This is a genomic window from Corynebacterium sp. 239_CJEI (assembly GCF_001055995.1).
GTDB lineage: Bacteria > Actinomycetota > Actinomycetes > Mycobacteriales > Mycobacteriaceae > Corynebacterium > Corynebacterium jeikeium_D.
Genome location: NZ_JVOW01000026.1, coordinates 65,874 through 86,072 on the forward strand (window position 1 = coordinate 65,874; position 20,199 = coordinate 86,072).

18 protein-coding genes are annotated in these 20,199 nt (G+C 58.3%); 14 read left to right on the top strand and 4 right to left on the bottom strand.

Features of this window, described 5'->3' with window-relative positions:
• Positions 1-34 precede the first annotated feature (34 nt).
• The 6 genes from atpA (at position 35) to nucS (ending at position 6,028) form a co-directional block, all read left to right on the top strand.
• A complete protein-coding gene (gene atpA / locus ADB08_RS07040) occupies positions 35-1,678 on the top strand; it encodes a F0F1 ATP synthase subunit alpha (protein ID WP_005509387.1) in 1,644 nt (547 codons plus the stop codon).
• Positions 1,679-1,731: 53 nt separating this feature from the next.
• Positions 1,732-2,712, top strand: a complete 981-nt coding sequence (locus ADB08_RS07045; RefSeq protein ID WP_005509705.1) for a F0F1 ATP synthase subunit gamma — start codon at positions 1,732-1,734, stop codon at positions 2,710-2,712.
• 2 nt (positions 2,713-2,714) lie between these two features.
• On the top strand, positions 2,715-4,154 hold the full coding sequence (atpD, locus tag ADB08_RS07050) for a F0F1 ATP synthase subunit beta (protein ID WP_005509621.1): 1,440 nt from the start codon (positions 2,715-2,717) through the stop codon (positions 4,152-4,154).
• Positions 4,155-4,165: 11 nt separating this feature from the next.
• Positions 4,166-4,537, top strand: a complete 372-nt coding sequence (locus ADB08_RS07055) for a F0F1 ATP synthase subunit epsilon (RefSeq protein ID WP_049172054.1) — start codon at positions 4,166-4,168, stop codon at positions 4,535-4,537.
• A 217-nt stretch (positions 4,538-4,754) separates the two neighbouring features.
• Positions 4,755-5,258, top strand: coding sequence for a DUF2550 domain-containing protein (locus ADB08_RS07060; protein WP_016422460.1), 504 nt, complete (start codon positions 4,755-4,757; stop codon positions 5,256-5,258).
• A gap of 77 nt (positions 5,259-5,335) precedes the next feature.
• Positions 5,336-6,028 (top strand): endonuclease NucS, encoded by a 693-nt coding sequence (gene nucS / locus ADB08_RS07065; protein ID WP_005509457.1) that lies wholly within the window; start codon positions 5,336-5,338, stop codon positions 6,026-6,028.
• Positions 6,029-6,392: 364 nt separating this feature from the next.
• On the opposite strand, the gene mce is transcribed toward nucS, so the two are convergent.
• Positions 6,393-6,845 carry a methylmalonyl-CoA epimerase gene (gene mce, locus ADB08_RS07070; protein WP_005509354.1) on the bottom strand — a complete coding sequence of 151 codons (453 nt, stop codon included), beginning with the start codon at positions 6,843-6,845 and terminating at the stop codon, positions 6,393-6,395.
• Between the two features lie 31 nt (positions 6,846-6,876).
• Here mce and ADB08_RS07075 point away from each other — a divergent pair, with 31 nt between their 5' ends.
• Both ADB08_RS07075 and ADB08_RS07080 read left to right on the top strand, forming a co-directional pair.
• Complete coding sequence (locus tag ADB08_RS07075) at positions 6,877-7,182, top strand: thiamine-binding protein (RefSeq protein ID WP_049172056.1); 306 nt, start codon at positions 6,877-6,879, stop codon at positions 7,180-7,182.
• Between the two features lie 84 nt (positions 7,183-7,266).
• Positions 7,267-8,316 carry a co-chaperone YbbN gene (locus ADB08_RS07080; protein WP_049172058.1) on the top strand — a complete coding sequence of 350 codons (1,050 nt, stop codon included), beginning with the start codon at positions 7,267-7,269 and terminating at the stop codon, positions 8,314-8,316.
• A 51-nt stretch (positions 8,317-8,367) separates the two neighbouring features.
• Here the strand turns inward: ADB08_RS07080 and ADB08_RS07085 are convergent, their stop codons facing one another.
• On the bottom strand, positions 8,368-8,763 hold the full coding sequence (locus ADB08_RS07085) for a TIGR02611 family protein (protein WP_016422463.1): 396 nt from the start codon (positions 8,761-8,763) through the stop codon (positions 8,368-8,370).
• Positions 8,764-9,096: 333 nt separating this feature from the next.
• On the opposite strand from ADB08_RS07085, the gene ADB08_RS07090 reads away from it, so the two are divergent.
• Positions 9,097-10,269, top strand: coding sequence for a serine hydrolase (locus ADB08_RS07090; RefSeq protein ID WP_049172060.1), 1,173 nt, complete (start codon positions 9,097-9,099; stop codon positions 10,267-10,269).
• A gap of 128 nt (positions 10,270-10,397) precedes the next feature.
• Here the strand turns inward: ADB08_RS07090 and glgB are convergent, their stop codons facing one another.
• Complete coding sequence (glgB, locus tag ADB08_RS07095) at positions 10,398-12,593, bottom strand: 1,4-alpha-glucan branching protein GlgB (RefSeq protein WP_049172061.1); 2,196 nt, start codon at positions 12,591-12,593, stop codon at positions 10,398-10,400.
• Between the two features lie 180 nt (positions 12,594-12,773).
• Complete coding sequence (locus tag ADB08_RS07100) at positions 12,774-14,804, bottom strand: alpha-1,4-glucan--maltose-1-phosphate maltosyltransferase (protein WP_049172064.1); 2,031 nt, start codon at positions 14,802-14,804, stop codon at positions 12,774-12,776.
• Between the two features lie 140 nt (positions 14,805-14,944).
• Here ADB08_RS07100 and ADB08_RS07105 point away from each other — a divergent pair, with 140 nt between their 5' ends.
• The 5 genes from ADB08_RS07105 (at position 14,945) to ADB08_RS07125 (ending at position 19,988) form a co-directional block, all read left to right on the top strand.
• Positions 14,945-15,781: an ABC transporter ATP-binding protein gene (locus ADB08_RS07105; RefSeq protein WP_048735276.1), complete on the top strand. Its 837-nt coding sequence runs from the start codon at positions 14,945-14,947 to the stop codon at positions 15,779-15,781.
• A 6-nt stretch (positions 15,782-15,787) separates the two neighbouring features.
• Positions 15,788-16,627 carry an NUDIX hydrolase gene (locus ADB08_RS07110; protein ID WP_049172068.1) on the top strand — a complete coding sequence of 280 codons (840 nt, stop codon included), beginning with the start codon at positions 15,788-15,790 and terminating at the stop codon, positions 16,625-16,627.
• 54 nt (positions 16,628-16,681) lie between these two features.
• The gene (locus ADB08_RS07115; RefSeq protein ID WP_049172070.1) at positions 16,682-17,866 is read left to right on the top strand and encodes a THUMP-like domain-containing protein; all 1,185 of its coding nucleotides are present in this window, start codon (positions 16,682-16,684) and stop codon (positions 17,864-17,866) included.
• A gap of 337 nt (positions 17,867-18,203) precedes the next feature.
• Positions 18,204-18,989 (top strand): electron transfer flavoprotein subunit beta/FixA family protein, encoded by a 786-nt coding sequence (locus ADB08_RS07120; RefSeq protein WP_049172072.1) that lies wholly within the window; start codon positions 18,204-18,206, stop codon positions 18,987-18,989.
• A gap of 54 nt (positions 18,990-19,043) precedes the next feature.
• Positions 19,044-19,988 carry an electron transfer flavoprotein subunit alpha/FixB family protein gene (locus ADB08_RS07125; protein ID WP_049172074.1) on the top strand — a complete coding sequence of 315 codons (945 nt, stop codon included), beginning with the start codon at positions 19,044-19,046 and terminating at the stop codon, positions 19,986-19,988.
• Positions 19,989-20,199: the final 211 nt, after the last annotated feature.

The following is a 20,199-nucleotide window of genomic DNA, read 5'->3' on the forward strand; positions in this document are numbered from 1 at the left end:
TCACTGGAAGAATATTACCGAGAGCAGGAAGAACATGGCGGAGCTGACGATCTCCTCCGACGAGATCCGTAGCGCGATTGCGAACTACACCTCGAGCTACTCCCCGGAGGCCTCCCGTGAGGAGGTTGGCGTTGTTATCAGTGCAGCTGATGGTATCGCCCAGGTTTCGGGAATGCCGTCGGTCATGACGAATGAGCTTCTGGAGTTCCCGGGCGGCGTTATTGGCGTCGCTCAGAACCTTGACACCGACAAGGTCGGCGTTGTGGTGCTGGGTAACTTCGAGTCGCTTAAAGAGGGTGACGAGGTAAAGCGGACGGGTGACGTCCTTTCGATTCCGGTCGGGGACAAGTTCCTCGGTCGCGTAATTAACCCCCTGGGCCAGCCGATTGACGGCCTGGGCGACATTGAGGCTGAAGAGGACCGCGTCCTCGAGCTGCAGGCACCGACCGTGCTGCAGCGTCAGCCGGTTGAAGAGCCGATGGCTACTGGTATTAAGGCCATCGACGCAATGACCCCAATTGGTCGTGGTCAGCGTCAGCTGATCATTGGTGACCGTAAGACCGGTAAGACCGCGGTCTGCCTGGACACCATTTTGAACCAGAAGGCTAACTGGGAGTCCGGTGACCCGAGCAAGCAGGTGCGATGCATCTACGTTGCTATCGGTCAGAAGGGCTCCACCATTGCTGGTGTGCGCCAGACCCTCGAGGAGCAGGGCGCACTCGAGTACACCACCATCGTTGCTGCCCCGGCGTCGGATGCCGCAGGCTTCAAGTGGCTTGCACCATTCGCAGGCGCCGCACTGGGTCAGCACTGGATGTACCAGGGCAAGCACGTCCTGGTCATTTACGATGATCTGACTAAGCAGGCAGAGGCATACCGTGCCATCTCGCTGCTGCTGCGTCGCCCGCCGGGACGCGAAGCTTACCCGGGTGACGTCTTCTACCTCCACTCCCGTCTGCTGGAGCGTGCTGCGAAGCTCTCCGACGACATGGGTGCAGGCTCGCTGACCGCACTGCCGATCATCGAGACCAAGGCAAACGACGTGTCGGCCTTCATTCCGACCAACGTCATTTCCATTACCGATGGCCAGGTCTTCCTCGAGTCCGACCTGTTCAACCAGGGTGTCCGCCCGGCTATTAACGTCGGTGTGTCGGTTTCCCGTGTTGGTGGTGCCGCACAGACCAAGGGCATGAAGAAGGTTTCCGGTAACCTGCGTCTGGACCTCGCGTCCTACCGCGACCTGGAAGCATTCGCAATGTTCGCATCCGACCTGGACGATGCCTCCAAGCGTCAGCTGGAGCGCGGTCAGCGTCTGGTTGAGCTGCTGAAGCAGAAGGAAAACCACCCGCAGCCGGTCGAGTACCAGATGACCTCCATCTACCTCGCTGGTGAGGGCGAATTCGACGATGTCCCGGTTGAGGACGTCCGTCGCTTCGAGGCCGAGCTGCTTGAGCACCTGCAGGACACTCAGCCTGCAGTCTTCGAGCAGATTGACGGCGGCGTCGCCTTCTCTGACGAGTCCAAGGCTGCTCTGAAGTCCGCTACCGCTAACTTCAAGAAGTCCTTCCAGACTTCTGAGGGCGCACCGCTGGCTTCCGAGGCTCCGGTCGAGGCACTCGACGAGGGCGAGCTCAAGAAGCAGCAGATTACGGTCTCCCGCAAGACTGCCCAGAACTAGGCAGGTTGAGCTACTCAATGACCGTTTTCGCAATTGAAGGGAGGGAATAGGACATGGCGAATCTTCGTGAACTTCGAGCCCGAATCAAGTCGGTGAACTCGACCAAGAAGATCACCAAGGCCCAGGAGCTTATCGCAACCTCGCGCATTACCAAGGCGCAGCGTCGCGTAGCAGACTCCCAGCCGTACGCCGACGAAATCGAGAAGGTCATCGGACGTCTCGCATCGGCTTCGTCGTTGGATCACCCGATGCTCGTAAAGCGTGAGGGTAACCAGCGTGTTGCAGTCCTGGTTGTCACCAGTGACCGCGGCATGTGTGGCGGCTACAACCACAACGTCCTGAAGAAGGCTGCAGAGCTGCGTACCGCTCTGGAAGAGCAGGGGCATGAGGTCGTTCTCTACGTGACTGGCCGTAAGGGCACCGACTACTACGACTTCCGTGGTGTCGAGCTCGCCGGTACGTGGGAGGGCTTCTCCCAGGATCCGGACTACGCCGCAACCCACGACGTGCGTCGTCACCTCATTGATGGTTTCAACGCTACGGCCGAGGGCACTGCCAAGTACCGCGAAGGCCTGCGTGGCACCAACGGCGAGGCCGTTCAGGGCTTCGACCAGGTCCACGTTGTCTACACGGAATTCGTGTCCATGCTTTCTCAGATTCCGCGTGCACACCAGATGCTCCCGATTGAGCCTGTGTACGAGGATGTCGAGATTGCTCAGGGCGAGGACATGCTGTCCGATGGATCAGATGACCTCAAGCCGGACTACGAATTCGAGCCTGATGCAGACACCCTGTTGGCAGAGCTTCTGCCGCAGTACGTGTCCCGTACCCTGTTCGCAGTGATGCTCGAGGCCGCTGCCTCTGAGTCCGCTGCCCGTCGTAACGCTATGAAGTCCGCGACGGACAACGCTACCGAGCTGGTCAAGGACCTCTCGCGTGTTGCTAACCAGGCACGTCAGGCACAGATTACCCAGGAAATCACAGAAATCGTCGGTGGCGCCGGTGCGCTCGACGACAGCGGAGAAAGTGACTAGATATGAGCACAGCTCTAAGTGAGCAGAACACCACCACGGCTGTGGGCCGTGTTGTGCGTGTCATCGGTGCCGTCGTCGACGTGGAGTTCCCGCGTAACGAACTGCCGGCACTTTACAACGCGCTGACCGTGGAAGTTACCCTTCCTTCGGTCGCCAAGACCATTGTCCTCGAGACTGCACAGCACCTCGGCGACAACATGGTTCGTACCATTGCTATGGCCCCGACCGACGGCCTGGTCCGCGGTGCAGAGGTCAAGGACACCGGTAAGCCGATTTCGGTTCCGGTTGGTGACGTCGTCAAGGGTCACGTCTTTAACGCAATGGGCGACTGCCTGGACGAGCCGGGCCTGGGTCGCGATGGCGAGCAGTGGGGCATCCACCGTGAGCCGCCGGCCTTCGATCAGCTCGAGGGCAAGACCGAGATTCTGGAAACCGGTATTAAGGTCATCGACCTGCTGACCCCGTACGTTAAGGGCGGCAAGATTGGTCTGTTCGGTGGTGCCGGTGTCGGTAAGACCGTTCTGATCCAGGAGATGATTACTCGTATTGCACGCGAGTTCTCCGGTACTTCGGTCTTCGCCGGTGTTGGTGAGCGTACCCGTGAGGGCACCGACCTCTTCCTGGAAATGGAAGAGATGGGCGTTCTCCAGGACACCGCCCTCGTCTTCGGCCAGATGGACGAGCCGCCGGGAGTCCGTATGCGTGTCGCGCTGTCGGGTCTGACCATGGCGGAGTACTTCCGCGATGTTCAGCACCAGGACGTGCTGCTCTTCATTGACAACATCTTCCGTTTCACCCAGGCCGGTTCTGAGGTTTCGACCCTGCTGGGTCGTATGCCTTCCGCCGTGGGTTACCAGCCGACCCTGGCTGACGAGATGGGTGTTCTGCAGGAGCGCATTACGTCCACCAAGGGCCGTTCGATTACCTCTCTGCAGGCCGTCTACGTGCCTGCCGATGACTACACCGACCCGGCTCCGGCAACGACCTTCGCCCACCTCGATGCAACCACCGAGCTCGACCGCTCGATTGCATCGAAGGGTATTTACCCGGCAGTGAACCCGCTGACTTCGACTTCTCGTATCCTCGAGCCGTCGATCGTCGGTGAGGAGCACTACCGAGTTGCTCAGCAGGTTATTAACATCCTGCAGAAGAACAAGGAACTCCAGGACATCATCGCCATCCTCGGTATGGACGAGCTGTCTGAGGAGGACAAGGTGACCGTGCAGCGTGCACGTCGTATCCAGCGATTCTTGGGTCAGAACTTCTTCGTTGCTGAGAAGTTCACGGGTCTGCCTGGTTCGTACGTCCCGCTGAAGGACACCATCGTTGCCTTCGACCGCATCTGCAAGGGCGACTTCGACAACTACCCGGAGATGGCCTTCGACGGCCTGGGTGGCCTCGACGATGTCGAGAAGAAGTACGCTGAAATGCAGAAGAAGTAAGGGGCATCCTCATGGCTGAAATCACCGCTGAACTGGTTGCCGTTGAGCGACCGCTCTGGAAGGGCAAGGCCACTTTGGTCTCTGCCCAGACCACCGAGGGTGAGATCGGCGTGCTGCCCGGACACCAGCCGTTGCTTGGCCAGCTGGTCAACAACGGCACGGTGACCATCAAGACCGCAGACGGCAAGGTTCTTGTCGCTTCGGTACAGGGTGGGTTCATTTCCGTGTCTACCTCGAAGGTTTCGATCCTCGCGGATAAGGCAGTCTGGGCTGACGAGGTTAACCTCTCCGAGGCCGAGTCCAACCTGACTTCGGATGACCCTGCAGTAAAGGCTCAGGCTGAGTCGGAGGTCCGCGCGGCTCGTCGCGCTTCCACCAACTAGTCTGTTCGCCTGAACATCCGGTCGCACGACCGTATTCTTCCTGCTTCTTTAAACGGGGCGGGGAGCTCGCAAGAGAAATCTTGCCAGCTTCCCGCCCCGTTTTTCTTAGTTATTTTTCATGTCAGTGCAACAATCGGGTAGGGTTTGTAAAAAGCCTCTAATGCGCTTTTGAACCAAGGTTCGTCGTCTATTCACCCGGATGCGAGGCTGGCAGATAGTGTTTTCAAGCGTAACCATGATGTCAATCATGTTCATGATTATCGGTGCGATGTTGATCGTCGGCGGGGTCCTTGCCCTGTGGCGTTTCGCCAGCCTGCATGCAAAAGGTACTCCTGTTATTGCTCGTCGCCTTCCTGCAGGTGATGGCAGTCATTGGCGCCATGGTGTCATTGTTTATTCCGAGTCGACGTTGAAGATGTACAAGCTACGTTCGCTGCGTCCTGGCTGTGATGCCGAATTTGCCCGTCACGATGTCACTATTGTGGATCGCCGAGATCCGACTGACATCGAGGCGGGTTTTTTCGCGCCCGGGCTTCGGGTAGTCAGGATTAAAACGGGGAAAAATACCGAATGGGAGTTTGCTGTGGACTCGTCCTCGGACACTGCGCTGGTGGCGTGGGTGGAGTCGAAGCCGTCGTCACGCCAGACTCGTGAGTTTCCTACAGACATTGAGCGCCGTTTCCGTTCGGCTTATAACCGTGGCCGAGGAAGTCAGTATTAGCCTCGGACGACAGGCTATTGCTAAGGCTCTAGTGGGTATTGTTTTCTCCCGCGCGGCAGTCACGTTAGGGTAGGGGAATGCGCCTTGTGATTGCTGAATGCACCGTTGACTATGTCGGTCGCTTGAATGCCCATCTGCCTCATGCCCCGCGCTTGCTGTTGGTGAAAGCCGATGGGTCTGTTTCTGTGCATGCCGACGACCGTGCATATAAGCCTCTAAACTGGATGACACCGCCGTGCACGCTGACGGAGAAGGATATTCTCGACGAGTCGGGTGAAGACACTGGTGAAAAGCTCTGGGTCGTCGAGAATAAGAAGGGCGAGCAGCTTCGTATAACTATCGGCAAGGTGCTGGCTGATAGCACGTACGAACTGGGAGAGGACCCTGGCCTGGAGAAGGACGGGGTAGAAGCGCATCTACAGGAACTGCTTGCAGATCAGTTCACAACGTTTGGCGAGGGCTACACCCTGATTAGGCGCGAATACCCAACCCCGATCGGACCGGTGGACCTGCTTGGCCGCGATGAAAACGGCGCCACCGTTGCAGTCGAGGTTAAGCGTCGGGGCGGTATCGATGGCGTTGAGCAGCTAACCCGTTACTTGGAGATGCTGAACCGCGATGAGCTGCTGGCACCGGTGGAAGGGATTTTTGCTGCCCAGGAGATTAAGCCACAGGCCAAGACTCTGGCAGAGGATCGTGGGATTCGCTGTGTGACCGTGGATTACGACGCCCTGCGTGGCCTGGAGTCCAATGAATTGCGGTTGTTCTAGCCATGCCTAGGCGAAACCACAAGCGGCGCGGTAATCAACGAGGCAACCAACGCGGCGGGCGTAATAACCACGGCCAGAATCGCGGCAGCCTGCCCACATTTGGCAGTTCTTTCCAAAACACCCGCACTGAATCTGGGCCTGCCGGTTGGCAGGACGTGGACTTTGCGGTGCGTAACATCAGCGCTGGACAGTCGAACAAGGTTTATCGCTGTCCAGGGTGCGACCAGGAAATCATGCCCGGGACCTCGCACATCGTAGCTTGGCCGCAGGATTATGGTGCAGGCGCCGATGACCGGCGCCATTGGCACACTAACTGCTGGCGCAATAGAGCTCACCGCACTATCACGCGCCGCTGGGGATAGATTTACTTAGCCGGCTCAACGAGCTCCAGCAGGACGCCGCCGGCATCCTTCGGGTGGATGAAGTTGATGCGCGAACCTGCGGTACCGATCTTCGGCTCCGGGTACAGCACCCGGGTGCCCTGCTCCTTCAGGTGCGCCATCAGCGCCTCCAGATCAGTGACACGAACTGCGTACTGCTGGATTCCTGGACCCTTCTTGTCCAGGTACTTTGCAATCGTGGACTGGTCATTCAGTGGCGCGAGAATCTGAACCAGAGTGCCACCTTCAACCTTGTCGGCCGGGCCGACCATGGCCTCGTGGACACCCTGCTCTTCATTGACTTCATCGTGGTAGTTGATGAAACCAAGGTTTGCGCGGTACCACTCAATAGCGGCATCAAAATCCGGGACTGCGACGCCGACGTGATCAACAGCGACTACGTACTTATGGGGAACGGGAATCTGTGTCTCACTCATAGTTTCCAGGGTACTCGCTATTATCGGCGCCATGATTGTCGCATTTTCTGTTGCCCCCACTTTCTCCGATCCTGAGCAGGGAATGGCTGAGGCCGTTGCTGAAGCCGTGCGTGTTGTGCGCGAATCTGGCCTGCCCAACGAGACCAATGCCATGTTCACCCTTGTTGAAGGCGAATGGGATGAGGTGATGGATGTCATTAAGCGAGCCACGGAAGCAGTCAGCCGTGTCAGTCCGCGTACTTCTCTGGTCATCAAAGCGGACATTCGCAACGGATACACCGGGCAGCTGCGTGCGAAAGTGGATGCGGTCGAGGATGCGCTGAAAGCCACCGACTAGTCTCTTGTTCGGATTGGACACGTAGGCTCTACATAGGTCTTTACATAGGCTTTACGACGACACTGGAGAGGAACCCCTTTGACGATGCCAGCTGGACATGGTCACGCACATGGCCATTCTCATGGTCACTCGCATGGAGCACACGGTCACCGCGAGTGCTCGACTCCGCCGCCACCACCCGGCACGGTTGATTTGGAGCAGCTCCACCAGCGCGCCGAAGCCGAACGTAAGCGCCGAGAGGAGATCGAGCGGGCAACCAGTGATCAGGGAAATGGGCTTCCTCCTGTAGTTGAGATTGTCCCGCAGACCCTTGAGGCAGAAGTCGTTCTGCGCTCGGAGCAGGTCCCGGTTATTGTCTTGATCGGCATGGCTGGAGCAGCTGATTCGTTGCGTCTTCGGGCTGAGCTAGAAGGCATGGCCCGTGAGGCTAATTTGAACTGGATCCTGGCGTGGGCAGATGCTGAGGAGCATCCGCAGCTGGCCCAGGCATTCGGTGTGCAGGCAGTGCCGACAGTCACGGCTGTGGCTATGGGCAGTCCCATTGGCATGTTTGTCGGCGAGAAAACCAGGGATTGGCTGGAGCAGTGGCTGGCGCAGGTTATGAAGGCCACTCGGGGTCGTCTCAAGGGGTTGCCGGCGGGAACTCGTATGGCTGGGGAGGGCAGCGGGCCGGAGGCTCCGGAGCCGACTGACTTCTTCGGCAATCCCGTACCCACCGATGACCCGCGTTTGGAGCAGGCTGAAGAGTTGCTCGAGGAGGGCGATTTCGACGGAGCGTTGGAGCTGTATGACGCTATGCTGCAGTCCGAGCCCGCAAATCAGGGGCTGAAGCGCGCTCACGCGAATGTGTCCTTCTTCGCCCGCGCTGCCAAAATCGATCGCAGCGCAGATCCAATTGCAAAGGCCGACGCTGCGCCGAAGGACGTCGCGCTCGCCCTCGATGCCGCGGATGTCACGATGCTTGTCGACGATCCAGCGAAGGCGCTCGATCGTTTGTTGAAGTTGCTCCCGCAGGTGTTTGGCGATGACCGTGAGGCCATCAAGTCGCGTCTACTAGAGCTGCTTGTGCTATTCGATACCGCAGATCCAGTGGCATTGGATGCACGCCGGAGGATGGCTAGCGCACTGTACTAGGAGTACTGGACTAGGGGCACTGTACTAGGAGCCTGGAAAGCGCTCAGGCTCCTAGCTTGAAGCGTCGGTGTATGGCCAGTCATCCGGAGCCATGAAGTAGTAGACGCTGCCCATTACAGCGGCCATAAACGCCATTAGCAACAGGAAAAGTGTTGCTTTCATTGCCACATGACGCTCCGCATACCAGGCGTAAAAGGCGTCCAATTTTGCTGCCAACCAGATGTTCAGGCGACGTGTCGGCGGATGCACCAACGAGAGAATTCCCAGTGCAACAAAGATGCAGAGCCATCCGGGAGCAGGAGTTGGCAAAATGATAATGCCAACAATGAGCAATACGAAGCCTGCGACGAGAAGAACCGGGGAGAGTACCGGCCCATACCAGGTGTTGCGCATATGGGCATGGCGAATCTGCATGCGGTCCATCAAGCGATGTACCTTTTCCTTCATTGCGATTCACTTCCTCCGATTTTCGGTGCCGTGCGCTATTTCTAGCAGCGGTCTCGGACGAGGCATCGTTGAAGCATTAAGCATCAAATGTGCAGCTCAACTGCCTGGGTGTACCGTTGGACATTGATTCTTTTAATCATGTCTATATTTAATCCATTGTTGCACAAAAGCTGCGCCCCAGTGCAACGAGATTTTTCGGAAGGTGGTAATCTTCCAACAGTTCTCAGTGGTTTACAGCAGTTACCACTGCATCTCATCCACCTGTTCACCTCAGACAGTTCATACTGCGCTAGGTGCCTTTGGTCTTCAGTTTTCTGCAGCCAGGAGTTTTGCATGCGACTTCGCCCCAAAGCCCTTCGCGCTACTTCCGCCTCGGTCATTGTTGCGCTTTCGGCCTCGACTCTGTTGGCGGGGTGCACCATCGATGTCCCAAGCACCACCGGGTCCAAGGCCACCACTGCTACCACAAAACCTAATGCTCCAGATAACGGTTGGGATGCTTCCGAGGAAGTCACCTGGTCTGATGCACAGGACGTCCTCGATACTGCGGCTAAGAGTTTCTCCGACAACTATGGCATTGATTTAGGTGTCTATTTGCGTGTCATTGACGGTCCATACAAAGGGCTCACGGCGTCGGTAGGCGAGGATACGAAGGAGTACTCCGCATCGACCATCAAGGCTCCGTTAGTGGTTACTGCGCTGAAGAAATTCGGCGATGACCTAGACAAGACGGTGACGGTCGATTGGGACAATGGTGTTGGCGGAAGCGTGATTGGCCCTGGCCAATACACGCTCGACGGGCTGTTGCAGTACGTGATGCGGTATTCGGACAACACCGCGGCGAATGGGTTGATTGACGCTGTCGCTGGTTTCGACGAGGTCAACAAAACCATCAAGGAAGCCGGTGTTGATGACAAGCGCTACCACCTGGGCAACAAGTTCAACATCCCCAATCCCAGCGGTGATCGGTCCTGGTTTACTCCCTCTCAAGCTGCGCTGTTCATGGCACGTCTCCAGGAAGTGGCCGATGGCACCTCAAAGCACAACTTCATTACCAAGGACACGGCACAAACTGCATTGACCTACCTCACTTACGGTGGTTCGCAGAAGTTTGTGATGTACGTCGGCTCCGCAGTCCAGAAGACCGGTGACACTGCCGAGGGCGTTAATGACCACGGTATTTTGTACACCGCAGCCGGCCCCATCGCTTACGCCATTACGACGCGCTTTGATGAGGTGCCGCTCAATGAGCTTACCGACGGCCTGCTCGGCCAGCTGGGTTCCCAAATAGCCCCGCTTCTGCCGGATTACAATCGCCTTGGTAAGGATGGCAAGCCACTGACTGCCAAGCAGGCTGCGACGTGGAGCGCGGATGAGGATGGCGACGGCATTCCGGATCGCATCGGAACCGACAGCATGGATGGATCCGCGTACACCGATGATTCAGATTCTGCGAATTACAACGAATCTTTGGAACCTGACTGGTTCAATCCGTTCCGAGGATAAAACCTGGATACGCTCCCCAAAACAAAATTGCCCGTGTGTCAGGTTTTCAGGAGGAAACTCAGATCACTGAAAACCGTGCAGCACGGGCAATTCCTATGTGATTGTCTTTTGTTTGGCTGGATTCGGGACTAGCCCTGCCACTTCAGCCAAACGGCGGTGTTGGCCGGCAGCACCAAATCAATCGAGTGAGCCTGGCCGTTCCAACCGTGCTCGACCGCGGTCACAGTACCGTTTTCACCGTAGCCGGAGCCCTCGTAACGCGATGCGTTTGTGTTCAGAATCTCCGTCCATTGGCCACCGCGCGGTACGCCAATCTTGTAGATTTCCTGCGTGGTTCCCGACAGGTTATAGACGCAGGCGACGACCGAGTCATCGGTGCCGTAACGGACAAAGGACACAACATTGTTTGTGGAATCATCCGCGTTAATCCACTGGAAGCCCTCTGGGCGGTCATCCTGGGTGTAGAACGCTGGGTTTTCCTTGTAGATGGCGTTGATGTCCTTAACCAGCAGCTGAATGCCGCGGTGGAATTCGCCGCTCCAACCTTCGAGGTTGTCCCAAGCCACGGACTCATCGTGGTTCCACTCGTGGTTCTGGCCAAGATCCTGACCCTGGAATAGAAGCTGCTTGCCCGGGTGCGCCCACATGAAGGTCAGGAAAGTACGTAGGCCTGCGGCCTTATCCCAATCGCCGCCCGGCATGCGCTCCCACAGCGAGCCCTTGCCGTGCACGACCTCGTCGTGGCTAATCGGCAGAATGAACTCTTCCGAGTAGGCGTAGACCATAGCGAAGGTGAGCTCATGGTGGTGGTAGGAGCGGTAAATCGGCTCCTTGCTGAAGTACTCCAGCGTGTCATTCATCCAGCCCATGTTCCACTTCATAGAGAAGCCCAAGCCACCGTGCTCGGTAGGTGCGGTCACACCCGGCCAAGAAGTAGATTCTTCGGCCACGGTGAGGAAGCCCGGGTTGTGCTTGTGTACCGTGGCGTTGAATTCCTGCAGGAACTGAACAGCATCGAGGTTTTCACGGCCACCGTACTGGTTCGGCAGCCACTCGCCTTCATTGCGGGAGTAGTCCAGGTACAGCATGGAAGCCACTGCGTCGACGCGCAGACCGTCGATGTGGAACTCTTCTGCCCAGTACAGTGCGTTGGCGTAGAGGAAGTTGCGTACCTCGTTGCGGCCGAAGTCGAAAACGTAGGTGCCCCAGTCGCGCTGCTCGCCGCGGCGCCAGTCCGGGTGCTCGTAGCAAGCCGTGCCATCGAAGCGGGCAAGTGCGAACTCGTCCTTCGGGAAGTGCCCCGGAACCCAGTCCATGATGACACCGATGCCAGCGGCGTGGAAGGCATCAACTAGACCGCGGAACTGATCTGGGGTGCCGAAGCGGCTGGTCGGAGCGTAGTAGCCGGAAACCTGATAACCCCAGGAACCGGTGAACGGGTGCTCACATACTGGCATGAACTCCACATGGGTGTAGCCCATGTCGACCACGTAACGCACCAGCTTCTCCGCCATAACCTCGTAGCTCAGGCCCTGCTTCCAGGAACCCAAGTGGACCTCGTAGATAGAGATGGGCTCTTCGGTCCAGTCTGTGTTGGCGCGCTTTTCCATCCACGCTTGGTCGCTCCAGGCGTAGTCGGAGGTCGCAACAATCGACCCGGTAGCCGGTGGGAGCTCAGCAGCACGCGCCATCGGGTCGGCCTTATCGCGACGCTGTCCCTCCGGTGTCGTGATGGCGAACTTGTAGACTTCGCCCTCACCCACACCCGGGATGAACAGCTCCCAGATACCTGCGCCACCCATAGAGCGCATTGGGTACTGCGCGCCGTTCCACATACAGAAGTCACCGACCACGGCGACGCCGCGTGCGTTCGGAGCCCAGACCGTAAACGAGGTGCCTTCGACCGTACCCAGCTCTGTGTCGTAACTGCGAAGGTGAGCACCGAGAACCTTCCACAGTTCCTCATGACGTCCCTCGCCGATTAGGTGTAGGTCACCAGCGCCGATAGTGGGGAGGAAACGGTAGCCGTCGGCACGCTCTACGGTCTCGCCGGAGTCCCACGTAATGCGCAGACGGTAGTCGAAGTCATCGCCGCCGGGGACGAGGGCGGTGAAGAAACCGTCGCCCAGGTTCTCCGCTTCAAACTCGCCGCGCGTGCTGACGACAGTAACTGCCTGAGCGCCGAAGACCCTCGTGCGAATAACCGTGTCACCGTCCACGACGTGTGCGCCGTAGATGCTGTGCGGATCGTGATGGGTGCAGTAGCGCAGGCGATCCATATCGCCGGAATCAATTGCGAGGCGGGGATCTGTGTGGGCTCCCATGGAAGGTCCTTCCGAAGCGTTTCTAGGTAGGTGAATGTGAAGTTGTTGAGTTAAGTTTTAAAGAAATAGAGGGAGGTAGGGGACAGTGGGCTGCTAACTCACCCGCCAGCCTAACGACGAATCGTTGCGACAGTGGTCAGGTCAGCGGCCCACTAACCCCGAAAGTTCCCAGCAAGCGTTCTAGCCCTCGTAGTCGGGGACGTCGCGCCAAGCCAACTTGTGGCGGAGCTTGACATCGATTTCCGGCAGCTTGATGATGTGCGCAACGTTTTCCCACGGTGCCAGGCGGACGTAGTTGTCCTTGCCCCAGTTGAACTGGTTGCCGGTAATCAGGTCAGTGACATCCATGCGGTCGTGGTTGCGGAGCCCAATGCGATCCATGTCGAGGTGCACGGTAGCTTCCTGGGCATTCCACGGATCGAGGTTGAGAACAACGAGGATGGCATCGCCGGTGACCGGATCGAGCTTCGAGTAAGCCAGCAGGTTGTCATTGTCGATGTCGTGGAAGTGCAGGTTGCGCAGCTGCTGCAGAGCCGGGTGCTCGCGGCGAATCTTGTTCAGCGTGGCAATGAACGGCTCCAGCGAGTTGCCGGTGGCCAGTGCCTGGTCGTAATCGCGGCTGCGGAGCTGGTACTTCTCGCTGTCGAGGTACTCCTCGGAGCCCTCCTTGACCGGAACGTTTTCAAACAGCTCGAAGCCGGAGTACATGCCCCACAGCGGAGATAGGGTGGAAGCCAGCGCGGCGCGGATGGCGAAGGCTCCACGGCCGCCCTTGACCAGGAAGTCATGCAGAATATCTGGGGTATTGACCCATAGGGATGGGCGAGCGATGTCCGCATGGCGGGTAATCTCCTCGCCGAATTCGGTCAGCTCTTCCTTCGTAGTCTTCCACGGGAAGTAGATGTAGGACTGAGTGAAGCCAGCCTTGGCCAGACCGTAGAGACGGGCTGGGGCGGTGAAGGCCTCGGCGAGGAAGATGACCTCCGGGTTGGTTTCGTGAACGGTTTCAATCAGCCATTCCCAGAAGTTGCCCGGCTTGGTGTGGGGGTTATCCACGCGGAAGACCTTGACTCCACGCTTGACCCAAAACTTCACTACACGCAGAACCTCTGCGTACAGGCCCTTGGCATCGTTGTCGAAATTCAGCGGGTAGATGTCCTGGTACTTCTTCGGCGGATTCTCGGCGTAGGCAATGGTGCCGTCCGGCAGCACGGTGAACCACTCCGGGTGAGCCTTAGCCCAGGGGTGGTCCGGTGCACACTGGAGCGCTAGGTCGATAGCGACCTCGAGGTCGCGCTCCTTAGCAGCCTTGATGAATTCCTTGAAGTCCTTTTCGTCACCGAGGCTCGGGTGGATGGCGTCGTGGCCACCTTCTGCGGAGCCGATAGCCCACGGAGATCCGACATCGCCCGGTTCCGGGGTCAGGGTGTTGTTGCGACCCTTGCGATTGATTTCACCGATTGGGTGAATCGGGGGCAGATAGACCGTGTCGAAGCCCATGCGCTGAGCGCGATCAAGCTGTGCAACCGCAGTCTTGAATGTGCCGTGCAGCAGCTCGCCATTTTCGCCGTAACCACCGTTGGAACGAGGGAAGAACTCATACCAAGAGGAGTACAGGGCTTCGCGGCGGTCAACCTTGATCTTGCGGGTCTTTCCGCGGGTCAAAAGGTCGCGCACCGGGTGCGCCTGCAAAATGGCGCGGGTCTCGTCGGAAAGCGCGGCTGCAATGCGGGCGCGAAGATCGCCGTCGCCGCGCAGACCTGCGGCGATGGAGCGTAGGTGGTTGCGGTGGATAGCAGCGGCACCAGCGGCGGCGCGGTCGAAGAGAGCGGCGCCAATTTCTAGATCATTAGCGAGTTCAGCTTCGCTCTGACCGGCCTCGAACTTCTTGGTGATAGCGTTGCGCCACGTTGCCATCGGGTCGGACCAGGCATCAATGCGAATGGTCCACAGCCCGGGAACATCTGGGACGAAGGTGGCATTGACCTGATTTGGATCATGGTCAGAAAAGTGCATTGGGATGCGCTGTGAGCGGGAAGCAAAAGCTGATTCCTTCGGCCCCTTGACGTTGAGCGTGGCGTTCATCGCGTCGTGGCCTTCTCGCCAAATGACGGCAAAGGTTGGGACGACTTCACCCACTACGGCCTTCGATGGAGTTGCACCACCGTTGATTTGAGGACGGATGTCATCAATACCGATTCGACCAGTCATAAAAGACGTTCTCCTAATTGTCGGCGAGCTAGGTGAAAATCGAAGCAAAACCATCTCGAGTGAACTCGATTTGCTCTCTACCGAGGATAGATGAGAATGTCCAAGCGCACATTTGGGCAAAGTTAGGGCACCATGGATGTGTGGCTGAATTGGAAGAAGACTTTAACGAAGATTTGCTACTCGACTTTCGCGACGTAAACCTCATCCGTGGTGGCCGTACGCTGGTCGGGCCGGTCGATTGGCAAGTAGAACTTGACGAACGCTGGGTCATCATGGGGCCGAACGGTGCAGGCAAAACTTCTTTGATGCGCATTGCTGCAGCGGAGGAGTTCCCGTCTTCAGGGGTGGCCCATGTGATGGGCGAGCAGATTGGGCGCACCGACATGCGTGATCTGCGCACCATGATTGGTTTGACATCATCGTCGATTGCTCACCGCATTCCCAATGACGAAAAGGTCGCGGACCTTGTTATTTCCGCCAGTTACTCCGTCCTGGGGCGCTGGCGTGAGACCTATGAAGAGATGGATTTCGAACAGCTCTCCGAGATTCTCGAGCGCATGGGTGCTGAGCATCTTGCAGACCGCACCTGGGGCACTCTCAGTGAGGGAGAGCGCAAGCGCGTACTCATCGCACGAGCCATGATGGTCAACCCCGAATTGCTGCTTCTCGACGAGCCGGGAGCCGGACTCGACCTCGGCGGTCGCGAGGACCTCGTCGGTTACTTAGGCGAACTCGCACTCGACCCGGATGCGCCGGCGATGGTGATGATTACGCACCACCCGGAAGAAATTCCGTACGGCTTCACCCATGCGATGCTCCTCGACGAAGGCAATGTCATCGCACAGGGGCTTATTGACGACGTCCTGACCAGTGAGAACCTGACCAAGGCTTTCCACCAGGAAATCGTCGTCGATCGCATCGATGATCGCTACTTTGCGCGCCGGGCACGGCCTGCTGGAAAGCACCGGAAGAAGTAGACGCTCATGGCGGTTCCGACACCTGAAACCCCGAATACACCCGCGTCGCCGAAACTGGCTGCGACTGTGTTGCTGCTCCGCGACACCCACTGCGGGCTCGAGGTCTACGTTCAAGAACGCGTATCCTCAATGCGCTTTGCGGCCAACATGACCGTGTTCCCCGGCGGTGGAGTAGACCAGCGTGATTTCCCCGCTGTCGCGAATGAGGTCATGGCCGTGACCGAGCTGTTGGAGGCCGACCCCGAGTCGCGGATCGCGCAGGCTTTTAACGTCGACTGCGCGCGGGCGCACGCGCTCACCTGCGCGGCCGTGCGTGAGACCTTTGAGGAAACAGGCACTCTGTTGGTTCGCGATGCTGGCGGTGAGATTGTCGCAGATGGTCACCGCTTCCACCGTCAGCGACGACAGTTGGAAGCCCACGAGTTGTCATTGACGGATTTCCTTAGCAATGAAAATCTGGCGCTCGATGCCGAACTCGTCAGTCCTTGGGCTAACTGGGTGACACCCGAATCCAACCCCATTCGCTACGACACCTATTTCTTCCTCGCCGCGCTTCCCGACGGTCAAAGGGCCGACGGTGACACCTCTGAGGCATCATCTTCAGGTTGGTTCCGACCGACTACGATTTTGGATGGATGGCGCCGTGGGCTACTTGGCCTCATGCCTCCGACCTGGGCGCAACTAACTCGCTTGGACGGCGTCAGTACTGTGGCCGAGGCTCTCGAGGCGGCCAGAAACACTCCGGTGCGACGCACCAGTAGTGACTTCCTCGGGGAACCTTTTATGGATGAGTACTTTGCCGTTGCCACCCACATGGGGCATTTGCGCAAACGTATGAACCGTTAGCCGACTACTCAACCCCCGTTAACCGGCTGATCCCTAGTTGGAAGGAGATAACGAGTGTCCCTGTCCGCTGCAGAGGTGGCCGCTGTTGCTGCTCACCCGGAGTGGCTAGATGAGGCCGACCAGCTCGCGCTCACTAAAAAGTCTCTGATTGCAGACTCCGCGCATCTACGCCAACACTGTGGCGAGTTTGGTCGCGCGGTCATTGAAGTTGCGGCAGCTCGGCGTTCGGCGGTCAGCAAACTGCCAGGGGACTGGATCTTCTCTTCCGAAGCAGCGCAACAGGCCACGCCCTTTGTCGTCGCGATGGCTCGCGCCCGTAGGCTTGCGGATCTCGGTGTCGAAGCAGTGGCCGATGTGACCTGCTCCATTGGTACTGAAGTGGCAGCAATTGACCACGAGGGCCTGACCGTTGTCGGGTCTGATCTCGACCTTGCGCGGCTGGCCATGGCGCGGCATAACGTCGGCAAGAACATCTTCGCGCAGGCCGATGCTTTGCAACCGGCCTTTGACGCACCCGTCATTGTCGCTGACCCTGCACGCCGCTCCGGTGGTCGCAGGATCACCAACCCGGAGGACCTGCTTCCGCCACTGTCGGCGCTCATAGCCGCCTGGCCCGACAAAGAACTAGCTATCAAATGTGCGCCGGGCCTCGACTTCAGCGAGTGGAGCGGGGAAGTAGCTGTCACTTCGGTCGACGGTGCGGTCAAGGAGGCGTGTCTATATACGCCGGGGCTGGTCAGAGTTACCGAGGGGCAATCCGTAACGCGGTCGGCGATGGTTGTCCAGACCGTCGATAAGCACAGGCCATTAGAGTTGTCGGCGGTGAACGTGCAGACATACGACGACACCATGCCTGACGACATCGACGTACGGGCGGCCGGTCGGTACATCATTGACCCGGACGGAGCAATCGTGCGCGCCGGGCTGGTGCGGCATTTTGCGGCGGCACATGGGCTGTGGCAGCTCGATGAACGGATTGCGCATCTTAGCGGTGATGCGTTGCCACAGGGCATTGCCGGGTTTGAAGTTATTGAGCAAGTGAATTTGAAGCAGGTTCGCAAGGCGCTGGCGGCGTTGGATTGCGGGGCGGCGGAGATTCTCGTGCGCGGTGTGGACGTGAACCCGGACGTGTTGCGCAAGCAGTGGAAGCTGAAAGGTGCCAGGGCATTGGCGGTGGTGATCACGCGTATTGGGCGGAGCGCGACGGCGTTTATCTGTGAGCCTCGAGAGATCGGTTAAGGACCGCGTTACGACGGAAAATTGGTGGGGGTAGCCTGTTGGGGATCGGTGTTTGCTGTTGGCGAATACCACGGAGGCAACTGCGATCGGTTGCGTATTATTAACCTCTGACATGCGGAAATGGCATGTTAGCGGGTGGGGTGGGCTCGTGACGTGAGAAAAAATTTAAAAAAATAACGACATTGTTATCTGGATCACCTTCGCATTGGCGACAGGTTCTGTTATCTTCAACACAGACGACCTAGAGCGTGGCCTGGTTCACTTTATTGTGAGGTGGCTTGCGAAGTAAGGTCAGATAAACGTTCACCAGTAATCAACCAGTAAGGACGACAGAAAAATGCCGAACATTGTGGTTCTGGTCAAGCAGGTTCCGGACACCTGGTCCGAGCGTAAGCTCACCGACGACAAGTTTGTCCTCGATCGTGAGTCTGCAGACGCAGTTCTCGACGAGATTAATGAGAACGCTGTTGAGGCTGCCCTGCAGCTGAAGGAAGAGCACGGCGGAAACGTTACCGTCGCAACTGTAGGCCCGGATCGTGCCATCGAGGCACTGCGCAAGGCTCTGTCCATGGGTGCTGACGATGCCGTCATTCTTTCGGACGACGCACTTGAGGGCTCTGACGCAGTCCAGACTGCATGGGCTCTGTCCAACGTCATTGACACCCTCGAGGATGTTGACCTCATCATCACCGGCAACGCCTCCACTGACGGTGGTACCGGCTCCGTTCCGGCTGTCCTCGGTGTTTACCGCGACCTCCCGGTTCTGACTCACCTGCGTTCCGTCGCTATCGACGGTGACTCCATCACCGGTGAGCGCGAGGTTGAAGACGGCATCTACCAGCTCAAGGCATCCCTGCCGGCAGTCGTCTCCGTCACTGAGAAGGCAAACAGCCCGCGCTTCGCATCCTTCAAGGGCATCATGGCCGCTAAGAAGAAGCCGGTCACCGAGCTGACCCTGGACGATGTTGCTGCTGAGGCAGAGCAGGTTGGTCTCGAAAACGCTGCTACCGGTGTCACTGGCTCCACTCCGAAGCCGGCTAAGACCGCTGGTGAGCGCATTAACGATGAGGGAGACGGCGGCGCCAAGCTGGCCGAGTACCTCAAGGCCCAGAAGTTCATCTAAGGCGCTTGACGCGAATAGAAGACAAATAGAGATACAAGTAGGAGAAAGATCACTATGACCGACGTCCTCGTTCTCGTCGAGCACGCAAATGGCGAGCTGAAGAACACCACCGCTGAACTGCTGACCGCTGCTTCCGCATTCGGCACCCCGGCCGCAGTTGTCGTGGGTACCCTGGGTACCGCTGCTGGCTTCGCAGACACCCTGGCCTCCTACGGCGCTGGCGAGATTCTCGCTGCTGAGTCCGACGATGCCGACAAGTACCTGATCACCCCTGAGGTTGACGTTCTCGTCGGCCTGGCCTCCGAGCGTGAGGTTCCGGTGCTGGTTTCCGCTTCCGCAACCGGCAAGGAAATCGCTGGCCGCGTCGCTGCGCTGACCGGTTCCGGTCTGCTGTCCGACGTTGTTGCTATCAACGATGACGCTTCCGTTAAGTACTCCATCTTCGGTGGCGAGTACATCGTTGACGGTGTCGGCTACGGCGCATCCCCGGTCTACGCTCTGCGTCCGGGCTCCGTTGACCCGGAGGAGAAGTCCGGTTCCGCTGACGTTACCGAGATTGCATTCCCAGAGATCGGCAACAACGCTGTCGAGATCGTTTCCTTTGCGCCGGCTGAGGGCGGCGACCGTCCGGAGCTGACCGAGGCTAAGCTGGTTGTTTCCGGTGGCCGCGGTGTCGCATCCGAGGATGGCTTCAAGAACGTTGTTGAGCCGCTGGCAGACGTTCTCGGCGCAGCTGTTGGTGCTTCCCGTGCTGCTGTTGACGCTGGCTACTACCCGGGTCAGTTCCAGGTTGGCCAGACCGGTAAGACCGTTTCCCCGGACCTCTACGTTGCTCTGGGTATTTCCGGTGCTATCCAGCACAAGGCAGGTATGCAGACCTCCAAGACCATCGTTGTGGTCAACAAGGACGAAGAGGCTCCGCTGTTCGAGATTGCTGACTTCGGTGTCGTCGGTGACCTGTTCGACGTTGTCCCGCAGGCTATCGAGAACCTGAAGTAATACGCACTTGCCTTAAGGCTGCTAGTTGCGTAAGGCTGCTGGCCGAGAGTCAACTCGGCTAGCAACTACCCGCTCGGGGTGGGCACAGATTTCCTGTCTGTTCCCGCTCCGAGCATTTTTTTGGTCCTACTCATCTGTTCGTGCAGACAGTGAGGTTTAACTATGGCGGATAGTGAGCATAAGCCGCACGCAGCGTTATACTGCCTGCATG